Origin of the sequence: Streptomyces morookaense (assembly GCF_013030945.1) — a bacterium.
GTDB lineage: Bacteria > Actinomycetota > Actinomycetes > Streptomycetales > Streptomycetaceae > Streptomyces > Streptomyces morookaensis.
Window position 1 is genome coordinate 95,009 of sequence record NZ_JABBXF010000023.1, and the last position, 16,869, is coordinate 111,877.

Genomic DNA, 16,869 nt, shown 5'->3' on the forward strand with positions numbered 1-16,869 from the left:
AGTCCGCGCTGCCGGAGGTGGGATGCAGTGGCAGGTTTCAGAGCTCTGGCCCGAGAGGTGCGCAATCCGGGGAACACGATCGCACTGCGACGTACCTCGCTGCGCAAGTGTCTCGAGCGTTTCGCCCCGTACGGGCACCGCGCCACCTGGCGCCATCTGTGCACCCGGGCCGGCCTGGCCCCCGACGACCGCTCCCCGGACCCGGAGCGGCTCGTCGCGGCGCTGGCCGAGCTCGAGGAGGCCCGTGAGGTCTGGCTGGCCTACGAGGTCGAGTTCGCCGTACGGCGCCGGCGCGAGAAGCACGACGGCATCCGCCAGCCCAGCGCCGTCGACGACTGGCACCGCAACACCTGGGGCGGCTGCGACATCGTGCCCTGCGCGTCCCCCGACGTGCAGCCGGCCGCGAGCCTCGCGGAGGTGCTGCGCCGGGTGATCCGGGCCATGGAGTCCGCACCGGGCAACGCATGCCCGGTCTGCACGCAGGAGCGCATCGAGTGGCGCTCCGACCTGGAGCGCTACCCGCTGCAGGGACCCGTCTGCACCGACTGCGGCATCGTGGTGCCGGAGTCCGTGCTCACCACCGCCGCCCTGTCGGCGGCCCGCCGCTACGCCCTGGCCGGGCGGTACGCGACGGTGTGAGAGAAAGCGCCGGGGGCTTGTGGGCGTCCCGCCGAAGCTCCCCGGCGCGCAGTGCCGTCCGCACGTCGGGGGCCGGGTCAGGAGGCCCGGTCAGGAGGCCGGCTCGCCGTAGAGGCGCGAGCCGGTGACGAAGCCGCCGAAGCGGTCGTCCGGGTTGGACAGGGCGCACTTGTCGAGCGAGAGGCAGCCGCAGCCGATGCACTGGTCGAGGCTGTCGCGCAGCCGGCCGAGCTGCTCGATCCGCCGGTCCAGCTCCGCGCGCCAGCTCTCCGAGAGCCGCGCCCAGTCGGCGCGGTTGGGGGTGCGCTCGTCGGGCAGTCCGGCCAGCGCCTCGCGGATCGTGGCGAGCGGGATGCCGACGCGCTGGGCGGCCCGTATGAAGGCGACACGACGCAGTGCGTCACGGTCGTAGCGGCGCTGGTTGCCGGAGGTCCTGCGGCTGCTGATGAGGCCCTTGGACTCGTAGAAGTGGAGTGCGGACACGGCCGCACCGCTGCGGGCGGAGAGCTGGCCCACGGTGAGTTCCTGGACCTTCTGGGGGATCTGCGGCACGTGCCGACTGTACGCTCCCGGCCAAGGTGCCCCGGCGAGCGGGAGGCGACACGGACATGACCGAGCCCAGGATCTTCACTTCGGCCGAGGCCCTGCGGGCCGCCGTCGGCGAGGAACTCGGCCCGAGCGGCTGGCTGGAGGTGGACCAGCGGCGGATCGACCTCTTCGCGGAGGCGACCGGGGACCACCAGTGGATCCACGTGGACCCGGCGCGGGCGGCCGCCGGTCCGTTCGGCACGACGATCGCGCACGGCTATCTGACGCTGTCGCTGCTGCCGTCGTTCGTGCCGATGCTGCTGCGGGTGGAGAACGTCCGGATGGGCATCAACTACGGCGTGAACAAGGTCCGTTTCCCCGCCCCCGTCCCGGCCGGCTCCCGGCTGCGGGCCCGGGCGCGCATCGCGGAGGTGGCGGAGACCGAGGGTGGGGTGCAGGTGACGGCCGTGGTGACCGTCGAGCGCGAGGGCGGCGACAGGCCGGTGTGCGTGGCGGAGTCGGTCAGCCGCTATTTGTGGGCGTAGCCGACCATGCGCAGGGCGAGGTCCGCGTAGAGCTCGCCCACTTCGCCGGGGGTGTGCTTGCCGTCCTCGCGGAACCAGCGGGCCACGTCGATGCACAGGGAGAGCACGGCGCGGGTGGTGCCGCGGACGTCCGGGACGTCGAACTCCCCTGCCGCGACGCCGTCCTCGACGATCGAGCGGACCGCGGCATCGGTCTCCCGGCGGAGGGCGACGATCTCGGCGTGGTGCTCCTCGCCGAGCGCGCCGAGCTCGTACTGCACGACGCGTGCGGTGGTGTGGTGCTCGGCGTGCCAGCGCACGAAGTCCTGCACGGCGGCGGACAGCCGCCCGGCCGGGTCTCCCCCGCCGTCGCGGGCGCGGCTCACGATGCCGAGGGCGAGGCGGTGGCCGATGCCGCTGATGCGGTAGAGGAGTTCTTCCTTGGTGCGGTAGTGGATGTAGAGCGCGGCGGGGCTCATGCCGGCGCGGCCGGCGATGTCCCGGGTCGTGGTGGCGTGGTAGCCGCGCTCGGCGAAGGCCTGTACGGCGGCGGTCAGCAGCCGCCGGGCGGCGTCGGGGGTGACGTCGGCCCATTCCTCGGACCGGCCCGCGTCCCACTGCGTCCGCGCATCCATGCCGCGCCCTGCCCTCCCGGCCCGTCGCGGGCCTTCCGCCGACAGAACGACCACCATACCGCCGAACCTGAGCAAGCGCTTAGGGGGAGTGCGGCACTGATGTGCCGGGCAGCATTCCCGCAGGTCCGGAGCACAGGAGGTCCTCGCATGCCCGACAAACACCCCGGCGGCCTGCCCGTTGCGGCCGCCGCGCTGACCGCGACGGTGGCGCTCTACATATCGCTGGTCGTCTTCGGCAACATCACCGACTTCGACACCAACCGGCAGTTCGTGCGGCACGTGCTGGCGATGGACACGACGTTCCAGGACAAGGCCCTGATGTGGCGGGCGATCACCAGCCATGTGCTGCAGGACATCGCGTACGTCGTCGTGATCGTCTGGGAGGCGGTGACGGCCGTGGCGCTCCTCCGGGCGACGGAGCTGTGGGCCCGGGCGCTGCGGCGGGCGCGGCGCGGTGGCACGGCGGACTACGGTGCGGCGCGGCGGGCGAGCACGCTGGGGCTGGTGCTGCTGATGCTGCTGTTCGGGGCGGGGTTCATCGCCATCGGCGGCGAGTGGTTCGCGATGTGGCAGTCGGCGAAGTGGAACGGCCTGGCGGCGGCCGCGCGGAACTTCTTCGTGGCCGGGTTCGTGCTGGTCCTGATACAGCTGCCGTCGCCGCAGTGGGGCAGGGAGCGGACCGCCGGACGTGTCTGATCCGATCCATTGACTCCCACCCGCCACGAATCCTACGGTCATCCATAGGAATCCTCGGCGGGTGGGAGTCATGCCATGACCAGTACGGGCAGCGAGCAGGCGCGCAAGGCGGCGGAGGGGCTGGAGCACCTGTCCGGCTTCGGCAACGAGCACAGCAGCGAGGCCGTTCCCGGCGCCCTGCCGCACGGGCGCAACTCGCCGCAGCGCGCGCCCCTCGGGCTGTACGCGGAGCAGCTGAGCGGCACCGCCTTCACCGAGCCCCGGCACAGCAACCGCAGGTCGTGGCTGTACCGCATCCGCCCCTCGGCGGCGCACCCGGCGTTCACGCGGATCGGCAACGGGGCGCTGGACAGCGCCCCGTTCACGGACGGCCTGGCCGACCCGAACCGACTGCGCTGGAACCCGCTGCCCGAGCCCGCCGAGGGCACCGACTTCCTGGCGGGGCTGTGGACCCTGGGCGGCAACGGCGACGCCGCCCAGCGCTCGGGCATGGCCGTGCACCTGTACGCCGCCAACTCCTCCATGACCGGGCGGGTGTTCAGCGACTCCGACGGCGAGCTGCTGATCGTGCCCCAGCGCGGCGGGCTGCTGCTGCGCACCGAGTTCGGGCTGCTGCGCGCCGAACCGGGGCACGTGGCGCTGATACCGCGCGGGGTGCGCTTCCGGGTCGAGCTGCTGGACGAGTCCGCCCGCGGCTACGTCTGCGAGAACTACGGTCAGCCCTTCGTCCTGCCCGAGCTGGGGCCGATCGGCGCCAACGGGCTGGCCAACGCACGGGACTTCCTCGCCCCGGTCGCCGCCTACGAGGATGTCGAGGGACCGGTCGAGGTGGTCACCAAGTACTGCGGCAACCTCTGGTCGGCCACGTACGACCACTCGCCGCTGGACGTCGTCGCCTGGCACGGCAATCTGGTCCCGTACGTCTACGACCTGCGCCGCTTCAACGTCATCGGGTCGATCAGCTACGACCACCCCGACCCGTCGATCTTCACGGTGCTGACCTCGCCGTCGGACACCCCGGGGCTGGCCGGCGTCGACTTCGTGGTGTTCGCGCCGCGCTGGCTGGTCGGCGAGGACACCTTCCGGCCGCCGTACTTCCACCGGAACGTGATGAGCGAGTACATGGGCCTGATCGAGGGGGCCTACGACGCGAAGGCGGAGGGCTTCCTCCCGGGGGGCGGCTCGCTGCACAACATGATGTCGGCGCACGGGCCGGACCGGGACACGTTCGAGAAGGCGAGTGCGGCCGAGCTGAGGCCGCAGAAGCTGGACGACGGGCTGGCGTTCATGTTCGAGACGCGCTGGCCGGTTGCGCTGACCGCGCAGGCCGCGCGGGCGGGTCACTTGCAGCGGGGCTACGACGAGGTGTGGCGGGGGCTGGAGCGCCACTTCCGGGCGTAGGCGGCGCCCCCGTCCCGGGGCTGCGGGCCGTGGGGGCTGGTCGCGCAGTTCCCCGCGCCCCTGACGGGGCGCGCCCCATCGGACGACCCCATAGGATCCTTCGCCGTGAGCACCTTCGCCCCCGACTCCCTCACTCTCAACCGCAAGCTGCCGCTGTGGTATCAGGTGTCGCAGTCGCTGCGCGCCTCGATACTCGGCCGCCGGCCCGAGGACCCCTTGCGGCTGCCCACCGAGGACGCCCTCGCCGCGCACTACGGCGTGAGCGTCCTCACCATGCGGCAGGCCCTCAAGGAGCTGGAGGCGGAGGGGCTCATCACGCGGCACCGGCGGCGCGGCACCTTCATCGAGCCGAGTGCCCGCAGCGGGGCGCCCGTGCGGCTGCTCGGGTCGGTGGACGCGATCGTCGCCCAGCAGTCCGGTGAGCGCACGGAGGTGCTGAGCCATGGCCCGGTCCCGGTGCCGGGCGCGCTGGCCGAGCACTTCCCCGGCCTGGCCGAGGCGGTGCACTACCGGCGGCTGCGCTGCGACGAGACGACCGGCGAGCCGGTGAACTGGGCGGAGAACTTCGTCCGCCCCGATCTGGCCGGCCGCATCGGCCCCGCGGACCTGGAGCGCTGGCCGATGACCAAGGTGCTGCGGGACGTGGCGGGCGTGCGCATCGGCCGGATCACGGACACGGTGCAGGCGCGGCTGGCGGACCCGGAGACGGCGCGGCTGCTCCAGGTGCCGCTGCTGAGCCCGATCCTGCACTACACGGGCGTCACAAGGGACGAGAGCGGCCAGGTGGTCGACGTCGCCCTGATCCGCTACCGCGGGGACCGGTTCTCCTTCAGCGTCACCGTCGAGGCGCAGTAGCGACGACGGTCACGGGGGCGGGTGTGCCGGAGGATCCGGCCGGCCCCGGGGAAAGGGCAGGCCGTGCCGTACGGGCCGGGGCCGGGCTCAGGCGGTGGTGTGGCTGCTGCGGCTGCCGAAGAGCGAGCGCCGCAGCCGGCGCAGCGGGGCCAGCAGGGAGACGCGGGCGGTACGGCCCCGACTCTTGGCGGTGCGGGCATGATCACGCGATGTGATCTCGCGCATCAGTACGGTCGCACCCTCGACCTCCCGCTGCGGCAGGGCGGGGCCGCCCAGTACCGCGAGATGACGGTCGAGGCGCGCACTGGACGCACTGCTCCCGTAGCTGATGGCAGGCACACGCGGCCTGCTGCGCATTGTTATCTGGTCCATTGAGACTCCCCACCCGTACGAGGCACCCGGCCAAGGCAGAGTAACCCTATCGCCCCATCGCGTCACCCGCGCATCGGCGGGGCGGATTCACCACCCCGTCAAGGGCGTTGACGCACCTGGCGTGAACCTGACGTAACAGCCCGCGAGTTGGCCTGTACGAACAGAAACCGGAGAGGAGGCAATCACGCTCCGTTGCGGTACATTCACCCCGAATTGCTCTCTCGGCGGAGGGACGCACATGAGCGGGGAACCGGGTGCCGGGCGGTTTCTGGCGGGCCGTTACCGGCTGCTGGACGGGCTCGGACAGGGCGGGATGGGGACGGTCTGGCGGGCGCGGGACGAGATCCTGGACCGCGAGGTGGCCGTCAAGGAGGTCCGGGCGCCGGACGGAATGCCTGATGAGGAGGTACGCACCCTCTACATCCGGCTGGAGCGCGAGGGGCGCGCGGCGGCCCGCGTGGCGCACCGCAACGTCGTCGGCGTGCACGATGTGATCACCGAGGACGGCCGGCCCTGGATCGTCATGGAGCTGGTGCGCGGCCTCTCACTCGCGCAGATCCTGGAAGCGGAGGGCCCGCTCACGCCCGCGCGCACCGCGCATATCGGCGCAGAGGTGCTCGCCGCGCTCCGGGCGGCGCACGCCGTGGGCGTGCTGCACCGGGACGTAAAACCGGGAAATGTACTCGTCGCCAATGACGGGCGTGTCGTCCTCAGCGACTTCGGCATCGCGACGGTCGCCGGGGCCTCCGCGCTGACGTCGGCCGGGCAGCTCCTCGGCTCGCCGGAGTATCTGGCCCCCGAGCGCGCGCTCGGCGGCCCGCCGGGACCGGAGTCGGATCTGTGGTCGCTGGGCGTGACGCTGTACGCGGCGGTGGAGGGCTATTCGCCGTTCCGTCAGGACACCGCGCTGAGCACGCTGCGCGCCGTGGTGGACCAGGAACTGCCGCCGCCGCGCCGGGCCGGCGGGCTCGCGCCCGTACTCGAAGGCCTGCTGCGCAAGGACCCCCAACTGCGCATGGGCGCCGAGGAGGCGGCCCATCTGCTGCGGGAAGCGGCCGCGGGCGGAGCGCCGCGCGCGGTGCCGGCCGCGTACGCCCCGACGGTGGCCGCACCGTCTCCGGAGCCTCCGCAGGAACCTGGACCGGCCACCACGGCCGCCGCTTCCGGGCAGCCGCGCCGGGGGCGGGCGGCGTTGCTCGTGGCCGGGGTGCTCGTCGCGGCGCTCGCGGCGGGCGGGCTGGTCTGGGCGCTTGCGGACCACGGGAGTTCGGGCAACGGCGGGGGCACGCCGGCGGCGGGCAGCCCGTCGCCGGGCGACGACAACGGGAACAAGGGGACGCCGTCGGGCAGTGCCCCGGAGACGGGCGGGAAGTCCGCCTCCCCGGGCGCCGGTGCCTCCGTGGGCGTCGCCCTCACCGCGGTGCGCGACCACTACAACGGGCCCTGCCCGCCGCCGGATGCCGCCGCCCCCTCCTTCACCGCGGCGCTCACGGTGACCCGCGCCCCGGTGGACGTGGTCTACCGCTGGGTGACGGACAGCGGGAACGGCGACTGGCAGACCGTCAGATTCACGGACACCCGGCCGCGGATGGTGCAGCACGCGGAGCCGGGCAGGAGCTCGGGCAAGGGCTGGGTCGCCGTCGAGGTGAAGAGCCCGCAGCAGACGACGTCCCGGCACGTCTCCTTCACGCTGACATGCCGGGCGACGCCGCCCACGGGCAGCGCCCCGGCGTCCGGTTCGCCCTCGGGGTCGTCGGGCCCGACGAGTTCGGCCTCGCCCTCGCCGGGCCCGGCGACCGCGTACAGCGGTGCGTACGGATCAGGCGGCCGATGAGAAGGCCGGCAGGTATCCGCCGGACTGCCCGTCGGCAGTGGGGTGGTAGGACTCGTCGACGGGGAAGGTCAGGCTGTTGAGCCAGGGGTCGTCGGTGCAGATCTCGTGCCCGGCGAAGGTGGAGTCGACGTCGCCGTAGGCGAAGCCGTGGGCGGCCGCCCGCTTGGCGATGACGGAGTCGAGGAAGTCGGCCGCGTCGTTGATGGCCGATCTCTTGGTGTCGCTCAGTCCGATGCAGTCACCGCCGGTTCTGTAGAAGCGGGGATAGCCGAGGACGACCACGCGGGCCGAGGGGGCCTTGGCGCTGATCGCGGAGTAGACGCTGTCGAGTTGGGCGGGCAGTTGATTCTGGACATATGTGCGGGCCTGGGTGATGCGGTCCAGGCAGGAGCTGTCGGATCCCAGCACGCAGCTGGACATGACGTTCGAGAAGCCCGCGTCGTTGCCGCCGATGGTGATGCTGACGAGCCCGGTGGAGGCGGACAGCGGGCCCAGCTGGCTGCTGAGGACGTCACCCGTCCGGGCTCCCGAGCAGGCGGTGAAGGCGAAGTTCGCGGGCGAGTTCGCGGCGGCCCAGAGCGCGGGGTAGGCCTTGGTGCTGCGCTTGCAGTCGCCGCTGGTGGAGTCGTATTCGCCCGCTCCGACGCCGGACGAATACGAGTCACCGAGCGCCACGTAGGCGGGAGTTGCCTCCCGGGCGGCGGCGTGGGCGGTGCCGGCCCCGCCGAGGGCGAGGGCGGCGGTCAGGGCCAGGGCGGTGAGGGCGCCCTGGAGCCGGGACGGATTCATGGAACCTCCTCTACCAGGCTTTTCTCCTACCTCGGTGGTAGCAGCGACCTGGTGTCGCCGGAAGTGTCCATGCCAAACATGGTCCTTGATCCATCCGCCTGTGAGGCAGGCGTTTAACGGCAGTTGACGATTCGGTGTCCGGAAGCCGCTCGCGTGGTCTTCGCACCTTGACGGGCCTCCGGCGACTGCGCGACATTGAAGCCCGGCATCCGGCGCTTCGGGGGGCAAAGTCGCCAATGCAGAGCTTCACTGATCTCCACGGTCCCGCCGAACCGGCAGAATCCGGCGGCATGGACGAGCGCACCGGGAGGAGGCAGCCGCTCGGCGATTCCCTCCCCGTGGTCGCGGGAGCCGCCGCGGCCATCGCGGGAGCGGGCTGGGCCCTGGCCCTCGCGGACATCGGCTCGCCGCTGCGCGCGCCCTTCACCCTGTTCTTCCTGATCGTGGCGCCGGCATGCGCCCTGGCGGCCGCGCTGCACGGCCTCGACCCCCTGAGCCGGTCGGTGGTGGCCACCGGCGGGGCCGTCGCCGTGGACCTGTTGGTCGCACAGACCATGCTCGCGCTGCACATCTGGACCGTGCGGGGCGGCGTCGCCGCGGTCGCGGCCGTCAGCCTCCTCGTGTTCCTGCTGGCCCACGTGCGGCGCCACCGGAGCCGTGCGGCGAGAAGTCGGGCTTCCTGACGTGGACATCAGCGTGTACCGGCCCGGCGAACTCACGGCGGCCGACCGGGCAGCGTGGTCCGCCCTTCAGTCGCAGGCGGTGGAGGACGGCTCCCCGCAGCTCGCGAATCCTTTCCTCGCACCGGAGTTCGCCCTCGCGGTCGGGCGCACCCGGCGCGGCACCCGCATCGCGGCCGTCCGGGAGGACGGCGAACCGGTGGCGTTCTTCCCCTTCCAGCGCTCGCGGCTGGGCGTGGGCCGGGCCGTGGGGCTGGGCGTCTCGGACGCCCAGGGGCTGGTGCACCGGCCGGGCTTCCAGTGGGACAGCCGCGAACTGCTGCACGCCTGCGGGCTGTCGCTGTGGGAGTTCGACCACCTGGTGGAGGGCCAGAAGCCGTTCGAGGCCGTGGCCTCCGGCTCCTTCGCCTCCCCCGTCATCGACGTCGACCAGGGGTTCGCCCACTATCTGCAGGCGCTGCGCAAGCAGTCGCCGAAGTTCACCCGCACCACCCTGGCCAAGGAGCGCCGGCTCGGCCGGGACGTGGGCGAGGTGCGCTATGTGCACGACGAGCGCGATCCGGCCGTTCTGCGCCTCCTGACGGGCTGGAAGTCGGCGCAGTACCGAAGAACAGGACGCAGCGACCGCTTCGCCCGCCCCTGGATATCCCACCTCGTCGACCAGCTCTTCCACACCCGCACGGCGTCCTTCTCCGGGCTGCTGTCCGTGCTCTACGCGGGCGGCCGGCCGGTCGCCGCGCACTTCGGGCTGCGCACACCGACGGTGCTGGCCTGCTGGTTCCCCGCGTACGACCCGCGGTTCGCCAAGTACTCGCCGGGGCTGGTGCTGCACCTGCGGATGGCCGAGGGGGCGGCCGCGGAGGGAACGGCCTATCTGGACCTGGGCAGGGGCGGCAAGGCGTACAAGGACTCCATGAAGACACGCGAACTCATCGTCTCCGAGGGGTGGGTGACGAGGCGTCACCCCGTTGCCCTGGGCTATCGGGCCCGCCGTGCGCCGGTGCGTGCGCTGCGCAACACCGTGCTCGCGCGGCCCGGGCTCTTCGACCCCGCCGACCGGCTGCTCAAGCGCGTGGGGCGCATCCGCGAGGGCGGCTGAACCCCCTCGGGTGCCCTGTTCCGCGCCCAACTGCCCATGCAACCATGGGTGGTTGCATCGGGCATAAACACACCAAAGGAGGAGTCTCCGCCTCAGCTCTTGCCATTCAGTCTCAAGCTTCAATACCGTCGTACATCTACCCGCATCGGCCCATCATGTCCAAGCGGCTCGGGGAGGGCTCACAGCGCCGCCATGATGTCCGGCGCGGGGCGCGGCAGGGGGTGCCGCGCTCGGCCGTCAACACTGCCGAGTCGCGTGCCGCGCGGCCGGAAACACATGCCAACTCGCCCGGGACCGACGGCGGTTCCCCGCCGTGCGGACGGGGCGAGTACCCCCTTTTCGAACCGGACAACCACCGGACCGCTCTTGGGCGGGCGGTCCACCGGACGAGAGGGAAACAGGACTCATGAGTGCGTTCCTGCGCCCGGCGGCGAGTCAGGACCAGGATCCCGACCCGGAGACATCCGGACGCCGTTACCGCCCGGTGACCTCGCAGTTCGCGATAAGGCCACCGGTGAGCGTGGTGATTCCCGCCATGAACGAGGCGGAGAACCTCCCGTACGTCTTCAAGACGCTTCCCGACTGGATCCATGAAGTGGTCCTGGTCGACGGCAACTCCACCGACGACACGGTCCAGGTCGCCCGCGACCTGTGCCCGGCCGTCAAGGTGGTCCAGCAGCTGGGCAAGGGCAAGGGCGATGCGCTGATCACCGGCTTCGCCGCCTGCACCGGCGAGATCATCGTCATGGTCGACGCCGACGGCTCCGCGGACGGGGGCGAGATCCTGCGCTACGTCTCCGCCCTCGTCGGGGGCGCCGACTTCGCCAAGGGATCCCGCTTCGCCAACGGCGGCGGCACCGACGACATGACACTCATCCGCAAGCTCGGCAACCGTGTGCTGTGCTCCATCGTCAATCACAAGTTCGGGGCCCGCTACACCGACCTTTGCTACGGCTACAACGCGTTCTGGAAGCGCTGCCTGGACGAGATCGCCCTGGACTGCGCCGGTTTCGAGGTCGAGACGCTGATGAACATCAGAGTGGTCAAGGCGGGCCTGCGGGTCCAGGAGATTCCCAGCCATGAGTTCGTCAGGATCCACGGCACCAGCAATCTGCGGGCCGTGCGCGACGGACTGCGGGTGCTGAAGGTGATCCTCCGCGAGCGCGGCGAACGCCGCGGCCGGCCCCGGCCGCAGCCCCGGCTCGCCATCGCACCGGCCGCCAACCGCGGGGACGTCTCTTGACCACCGCGGACGCGGGTCCGTCCGTCTCGGTCGTCATCTGCGTCTACACCGAGGACCGCTGGGGCGACATCCTCGCCGCGGTGGCCTCGGTGCGCGGCCAGTCCTATCCGGCGCTGGAGACGCTGGTCGTCGTCGACCACAACCCGGCCCTGCTGCGCCGCCTGGCCAAGGCCTTCGGCGACGACGGCGCGGGGGCGGGGGCGGGCGGGGTGCGCATCCTGGCCAACGCCGGCCCGCGCGGCCTGTCCGCCGGGCGCAACACCGGCACCGGGGCCGCCGCCGGCGAGGTGGTGGCCTTCCTCGACGACGACGCGGTGGCCGAGCGGGACTGGCTGCTGCACTTCGCCGAGGGCTACGCCGACCCCCGGGTCATGGCCGTGGGCGGGCGCACGATGCCCGTCTGGGCGTCCCGGCGCCGGCCCGCCTGGTTCCCCGAGGAGTTCGACTGGGTGGTGGGCTGCACCTATCGCGGCCTGCCGCCCGGCCGGGTGCAGGTGCGCAACGTCCTCGGCGGCAACGCCTCCTTCCGCAGGTCGGCCCTCACCGCGGTCGGCGGCTTCGCCGACGGCATCGGGCGCGACGGGCAGCGGCTGCCGCTGGGCGGCGAGGAGACGGAGCTGTGCATCCGGCTGACCAGGGCCGTGCCGGATGCGGTGCTGCTCATCGACGACCGTTCGGTGATCCACCACCGGGTGCCCGCCGCCCGGGAGCGGTTCGGCTACTTCCGCACCCGGGCCTACGCCGAGGGCCTGTCCAAGGCGCTCGTGGCGCGAAGTGTGGGCCCGCAGCAGGGACTTGCCTCCGAGCGCCGCTACACCACGCGGGTACTGCCCGCGGGCGTGGCCCGCGGGCTGCGGGACGCCCTGCTGGGCCGGCCCGGGGGCGCGGGCCGGGCCGGGGCCATCGTCGCCGGGGTGGCCGCCGCCACCGGGGGCTACGCCCTGGGCAGTCTGCGGGCGCGCCGGCGCGGGCAGCGGTTCGCGGTGGCACGGCCGGTGGCTCCGACGTCTCCCGTGTCCCCGGTGCCGACGGAGGCGGAGCCGGAAGCCGGGGAGGCGGCGGCATGAGCGGCGGTCCGGTGCCGATCCTGATGTACCACGCCGTGGGCCACGCGCCCGCCCGCGCGGCCTACGGCCTCTCGGTCTCCCCGGAGGCCTTCGCCGAACAGATGTGGCTGCTGCACGGGTTCGGCTTCACCCCGATGACGGCCGGGGCACTGGCCGCCGCCTGGCGCGAGGGGCGTCCGCTGCCGCCCAAGCCGGTACTCATCACCTTCGACGACGGTTATGAGGGCGTGCACCGCCATGCCCTCCCCGCCCTCGCCGAACACGGCTTCGCCGCCACGCTGTTCGCCTCCACGGGCTGGCTGCGCGGCCGGCACGACACGGGCGGCGCGCTCGACCTCATGCTCGACTGGGACCAGCTCCGCGAACTGGCCGCCGCCGGCGTCGAGATAGGCGGCCACAGCCACACGCATCCGCAGCTCGACCAGCTGCCCGAGGACAGGCTGGCGTTCGAGGTGGAGCACTGCCGGGAGCTGATCACCGCCGAACTCGGCCGCCCGCCGGTGTCGTTCGCCTATCCGTACGGCTATTCCACCCGGCGGGTGCGCGGGGCGGTGCGGGCGGCCGGCTTCTCCGTCTCGCTCGCCGTGGGCAACGGCATGGCGGTGCGCCGGCAGGGACCGTACGCGCTGCAGCGGGTGACGGTGCGGCGCACGACGGGTATAGCCGACTTCGAGCGCATGGTGGAGGGCCGGGCGGTGGGCCGGCTGTTCGCCAGGGACCGGGCTCTGACGAAGGGGTACGCCATCGTCCGCAGGAGCCGCCAGGCCGTCAGGAAGGCAAGCGAAGCACGTGTCTGACACGTCCACCCGGACCGAGGAGCGGGCAGCGGAGCCGAGCGGTCGCAGGCTGCGGCTGCCCGGGAGAGGAGGCGGCAGCCCGCTGTTCCGCAACGCCTTCGCGCTGATGCTCAACACCGGCATCAGCGCCGTCCTCGGCCTGGGCTACTGGCTCGTGGCCGCGCGCTACTACACGGAGTCGGCCGTCGGCCAGGGGTCGGCGGCCATCGCCGCGATGAAGCTCCTCGCGGGGCTCACCGCGGTGACGCTCACGGGCGCGCTGGCCCGCTTCATCCCGGTCGCGGGGCGCACCACGGGCCGGCTCGTCCTCCGCACGTACGCGGCCAGTTCGGTGGTGGTGGCGGCCGCGGCGGGCGTCTTCCTGCTCACGCTGGGGCTGTGGGGTCCGTCCTACCGGTCGCTGCACGGGCTGCTGCCCGGGCTCGGCTTCGTCCTGGCCGTGGTGGCCTGGTCGGTGCTCACCCTGCAGGACGGGGTGCTGACGGGGCTGCGCAGCGCGCCGTGGGTGCCGGTGGGCAACACCGCCTTCTCGGCGGTGAAGCTGGCGCTGCTGGTCGGGCTGGCGACGGTGCTCCCGGTGACCGGGGTGTTCGTCTCGTGGGTCGTCGCGATCGCCGTGTCGGTGCTGCCGCTGGGCTGGCTGGTCTTCCGGCGGCTGGTGCCGGCGCATGTGCGGGCCACCGAGCAGACGGCCCGGCCCGCCTCCTACCGGGAGATGGGCCGCTTCCTCGCCGGGGACTGCACCGGCTCGCTGTTCTCGCTGGCCGTGGTCTACCTGGTCCCGGTGATCGTCGCCGCGCAGGTGAGCTCCACGGACAACGCCTACTTCTACATCACCTCCACCATCGGCGGCACCGTCAACCTGCTCGCGATCAACATGGGTGCCTCGCTGACCGTGGAGGGCTCGCACGACCCGGCACGGCTGGCGGAGAACTGCCGGGCCGCGCTGCGCCGGATGGCCAAGATCATGGTTCCGGTCTGTCTGGTGCTGTTCTTCCTCGCGCCGTACATCCTGCAGGTGTTCGGGCCGGGGTACGCCCACGCGGCGACGCCGCTGCTGCGCTGGTACGCGGTCGGGGCGGCGCTGCGCGTGGTGATGGAGGTCTACTTCGCGGTGCTGCGCGCGCAGAGCCGCACCGCCGGGCTCGCCTACCTGCAGGGCCTGCTCTGTGTGCTGGTGCTCGGGCTGACGCTGCTGCTCCTGCCCCGGATGGGGCTGACGGGCGAGGGTGTTGCGGAGGTCTCCAGCCTTGCGGTGATCTGTTCGGTCGCGGCGGTGCGGCTGCGGGCCGTGCTGCGCGGCTCCTCGCCCGCGCCGGATGCCGCGCAGCGCGCCGACGGGGCCGCGCCGGACGGCGACCTGGCGGATCTCGCGGTGGACGGCGACCGCGCGGCCGCCCGGCACGAGCCGCGGCGGGAGGCCGCCGAGGAGGAACCGCCCGTCGAGCGCGGGCGGTTGCGCGACAGCACCGTACGGGTGCTGCGTGCCGCGCTCGACGTGGACACCATCCCGCTGGGCGTCCGGGTGGACTTCGACCACCCCGAACGGCGCCCGGACATACGCCGGATGACGCCGTCGGCCCCTCCGCCCGCTCCTCCGCCCGCCCCGGTGCCGGAACAGTCCGTGCAGCCCGAACCACCCGCCCCGCGCGAGCAGCAGCAGCGCAGATGGCCCCGGCCCGGTCCCGAAGCCGCCGTACGGGGGCTGTTCGTCGTGGCCCTGGCGCTGTACTGGGTGCCGCTGTGGGCCGCGGGCAAGGTCGACCTGGACGGCATGGGCGGACTCGGGCTGATCTCGGTGCTGCCGGTGGCGACGCTCGTGGGCGCGGCACTGCTGGTCCTCTCGTTCGTCTCCGCGCTGTGGCTGGACCGCCCGCACACCCGGCTGCTGACGGCCGTCCTGGTGCTGACGGTCGTCTCGCTGCACGCGGTGCCCGCCCTGCTGGAAGCACAGCCGCGGTTCGCCACGGCCTGGCAGCACGCGGGGTTCCTGGACTACATCGACCGCGCCGGGGTGGCCGCCCCCGATCTCGACGCACGCTGGAGCTGGCCGGGCTTCTTCGCGCTCGCCGCCTTCGCGGCCCGTGCCTGCGGCGTCACCGACCTCACCGAGGTGCTGCGCTGGTGGCCGCCGGCGATGCAATTGCTGTGCCTCGCGCCGCTGGCGCTGCTGCTGCGCGCGGTGCGCGCGGACTGGCGGGCGAAGTGGACGGCGCTGTGGCTGTTCGTGCTGTGCGGCTGGGTCGGCCAGGACTACTTCTCGCCGCAGTCGCTCAACTACCTGTTCTACCTGCTGTTCGTGGCCGTGCTGCTGGTGTGGTTCCGCTGGCCCGGACAGCTCCGCGGGAAGCTGTTGCCCGGCGAGCAGGAGGTCGCCCCCCTCGGACACGGGCAGCAGGCGGTGCTGCTGGCCCTGCTGGTCGCCCTGTTCGCCGCGTCGGTCTCCAGCCACCAGCTGACGCCGTTCGTCATGCTGGGCGTGCTCACCGTGCTGGTGCTGGTGCGCCGTTCGACCCTGCGCGGACTGCCGCTGCTGTGCGGCGTGATGCTGGCGGTCTGGATCGGCTTCCTCGCCGAGCCCTACTGGTCCGGCCACTTCGACGAACTGTTCGGCGGCCTCGGGTCGCTCGGCGGCAACGTCTCCTCGTCCGTCTCGGGCCGCATCCAGGGCGGCAGCAGCACGCACAAGCTCGTGCTGTACGTGCGCGTCCTGCTCGCCGGCGGCGTACTGGCCTTCGCCGCCCTCGGCTGGTGGCGGCGGCGCCGCGCGGGGATCGGCGACCTGTCGCTGCTGGTGCTGACCTGCGTCCCGTTCCTCGCCTTCGGCATGCAGTCCTACGGCGGCGAAGTCGCCCTGCGCGTCTTCCTGTTCGCCGTGCCCGGCGCATGCGTCCTCGCCGCGCTGGCCCTCTTCCCGCGCACGCACGCGGGGAAGGGCCGCGGCCCGGCGGTCCCGGTGGCGGCGGCGCTGCTCGCCGGGCTCGTCCTCGTCTTCGGCTTCCTCGTGGCCCGCTGGGGCAACGAGTCCTTCGAGCAGGTCCGCCCCGGCGAAGTCGCCGCCATGGACTACGTGTACGCCCACGACAAGCCGACCGTGCGGCTGCTGTGGATGAGCAGCAACACCGTCAGCGACGTCACCCCGGCCATGCCGTGGGGCTCGCGCGACATGGAGCGGGTGTTCTACGACCCGGTCCTGGCGCCCCGCACGCCGGTCGACGTCCCCGGCCTGGTGACGCGGCTGCGCGAGGCCGGGCCGAACGCGTATCTCATGATCAGCACCGGACAGTCGACGTACCTGGAGATGAGCGCCGGCTACTCCCCCGACTGGCAGCGGGAGATGCGCAGCACACTGGACAAGCGGCCGGAGCTGCGGCGGGTGCTGTCGAATGACGACGCGGTGCTGTACGAGCTGAAGCGGAAGCCGTCCGGGGAGGCGGGGCGGCCCCGACCGGGGCCGGCGGGGCCGCGGGTGACGTGGACACCGGTGTCGGTGATCGGCGGCCTCGCCGCGGTGGCCCTGCTGGTGCTGCTGACGGCACGCGAACTGATCCGGGTCGGGGTACGCCCCGGGGTGCGGCAACTGCGGTGGCTGCAGGGGTCGTTCTGGTTCGCGTTGCCGTTGCTGGGGGTACTGGTGGCGGTGCTGGTGCAGCGGTTGGTGACGATGTCGTAGACCGCGCCCCGTAAGGGGCGCTGGGGGCACCTCTGGG

Annotated in this window: 16 protein-coding genes; 12 read left to right on the top strand and 4 right to left on the bottom strand. The window is 72.7% G+C overall.

The features are described 5' to 3' along the window. Positions 1 to 27: 27 nt before the first annotated feature. Complete coding sequence (locus HG542_RS12005) at positions 28 to 639, top strand: hypothetical protein (RefSeq protein WP_171080442.1); 612 nt, start codon at positions 28 to 30, stop codon at positions 637 to 639. A 90-nt stretch (positions 640 to 729) separates the two neighbouring features. Here HG542_RS12005 and soxR read toward each other — a convergent pair whose 3' ends face one another. Then, the gene (gene soxR, locus HG542_RS12010; RefSeq protein ID WP_171080444.1) at positions 730 to 1,191 is read right to left on the bottom strand and encodes a redox-sensitive transcriptional activator SoxR; all 462 of its coding nucleotides are present in this window, start codon (positions 1,189 to 1,191) and stop codon (positions 730 to 732) included. A gap of 56 nt (positions 1,192 to 1,247) precedes the next feature. On the opposite strand from soxR, the gene HG542_RS12015 reads away from it, so the two are divergent. Further along, positions 1,248 to 1,712 (top strand): MaoC family dehydratase, encoded by a 465-nt coding sequence (locus HG542_RS12015; RefSeq protein ID WP_171080446.1) that lies wholly within the window; start codon positions 1,248 to 1,250, stop codon positions 1,710 to 1,712. Here the strand turns inward: HG542_RS12015 and HG542_RS12020 are convergent. Continuing rightward, positions 1,697 to 2,326: a TetR/AcrR family transcriptional regulator gene (locus HG542_RS12020; protein ID WP_171080448.1), complete on the bottom strand. Its 630-nt coding sequence runs from the start codon at positions 2,324 to 2,326 to the stop codon at positions 1,697 to 1,699. The genes HG542_RS12015 and HG542_RS12020 overlap by 16 nt on opposite strands. 147 nt (positions 2,327 to 2,473) lie before the next feature. Here HG542_RS12020 and HG542_RS12025 point away from each other — a divergent pair, with 147 nt between their 5' ends. The 3 genes from HG542_RS12025 to HG542_RS12035 all read left to right on the top strand — a co-directional run bounded on the left by HG542_RS12025 (position 2,474) and on the right by HG542_RS12035 (position 5,278). Next, the gene (locus tag HG542_RS12025; protein WP_171080450.1) at positions 2,474 to 3,022 is read left to right on the top strand and encodes a DUF2165 domain-containing protein; all 549 of its coding nucleotides are present in this window, start codon (positions 2,474 to 2,476) and stop codon (positions 3,020 to 3,022) included. Between the two features lie 75 nt (positions 3,023 to 3,097). After that, complete coding sequence (gene hmgA / locus HG542_RS12030; RefSeq protein WP_171080452.1) at positions 3,098 to 4,423, top strand: homogentisate 1,2-dioxygenase; 1,326 nt, start codon at positions 3,098 to 3,100, stop codon at positions 4,421 to 4,423. 105 nt (positions 4,424 to 4,528) lie between these two features. Then, positions 4,529 to 5,278: a GntR family transcriptional regulator gene (locus tag HG542_RS12035; protein WP_171080455.1), complete on the top strand. Its 750-nt coding sequence runs from the start codon at positions 4,529 to 4,531 to the stop codon at positions 5,276 to 5,278. A gap of 87 nt (positions 5,279 to 5,365) precedes the next feature. Here the strand turns inward: HG542_RS12035 and HG542_RS12040 are convergent, their stop codons facing one another. Then, a complete protein-coding gene (locus HG542_RS12040; RefSeq protein WP_171080457.1) occupies positions 5,366 to 5,650 on the bottom strand; it encodes a hypothetical protein in 285 nt (94 codons plus the stop codon). Between the two features lie 238 nt (positions 5,651 to 5,888). Between HG542_RS12040 and HG542_RS12045 the strand changes: the two genes are divergently transcribed. Further along, complete coding sequence (locus HG542_RS12045) at positions 5,889 to 7,484, top strand: serine/threonine-protein kinase (protein ID WP_171080459.1); 1,596 nt, start codon at positions 5,889 to 5,891, stop codon at positions 7,482 to 7,484. On the opposite strand, the gene HG542_RS12050 is transcribed toward HG542_RS12045, so the two are convergent. Beyond that, on the bottom strand, positions 7,470 to 8,273 hold the full coding sequence (locus HG542_RS12050) for an SGNH/GDSL hydrolase family protein (protein ID WP_171080461.1): 804 nt from the start codon (positions 8,271 to 8,273) through the stop codon (positions 7,470 to 7,472). The two genes, HG542_RS12045 and HG542_RS12050, sit on opposite strands and share 15 nt — an antisense overlap. A 290-nt stretch (positions 8,274 to 8,563) precedes the next feature. Here HG542_RS12050 and HG542_RS12055 point away from each other — a divergent pair, with 290 nt between their 5' ends. From HG542_RS12055 to HG542_RS12080, 6 genes are all read left to right on the top strand, one after another. Next, on the top strand, positions 8,564 to 8,956 hold the full coding sequence (locus tag HG542_RS12055) for a hypothetical protein (RefSeq protein ID WP_171080463.1): 393 nt from the start codon (positions 8,564 to 8,566) through the stop codon (positions 8,954 to 8,956). A 1-nt stretch (position 8,957) separates the two neighbouring features. Beyond that, positions 8,958 to 10,052, top strand: coding sequence for a GNAT family N-acetyltransferase (locus HG542_RS12060; RefSeq protein WP_171080465.1), 1,095 nt, complete (start codon positions 8,958 to 8,960; stop codon positions 10,050 to 10,052). 406 nt (positions 10,053 to 10,458) lie between these two features. Continuing rightward, complete coding sequence (locus tag HG542_RS12065) at positions 10,459 to 11,295, top strand: glycosyltransferase family 2 protein (RefSeq protein ID WP_171080467.1); 837 nt, start codon at positions 10,459 to 10,461, stop codon at positions 11,293 to 11,295. Further along, positions 11,292 to 12,362 (top strand): glycosyltransferase family 2 protein, encoded by a 1,071-nt coding sequence (locus HG542_RS12070; protein ID WP_171080469.1) that lies wholly within the window; start codon positions 11,292 to 11,294, stop codon positions 12,360 to 12,362. Before HG542_RS12065 ends, HG542_RS12070 begins: the two co-directional genes overlap by 4 nt. Next, on the top strand, positions 12,359 to 13,159 hold the full coding sequence (locus HG542_RS12075) for a polysaccharide deacetylase family protein (protein WP_171080471.1): 801 nt from the start codon (positions 12,359 to 12,361) through the stop codon (positions 13,157 to 13,159). The genes HG542_RS12070 and HG542_RS12075 overlap by 4 nt, the downstream gene beginning before the upstream one ends. Beyond that, positions 13,152 to 16,832 carry a lipopolysaccharide biosynthesis protein gene (locus tag HG542_RS12080; RefSeq protein WP_171080473.1) on the top strand — a complete coding sequence of 1,227 codons (3,681 nt, stop codon included), beginning with the start codon at positions 13,152 to 13,154 and terminating at the stop codon, positions 16,830 to 16,832. The genes HG542_RS12075 and HG542_RS12080 overlap by 8 nt, the downstream gene beginning before the upstream one ends. Positions 16,833 to 16,869: the final 37 nt, after the last annotated feature.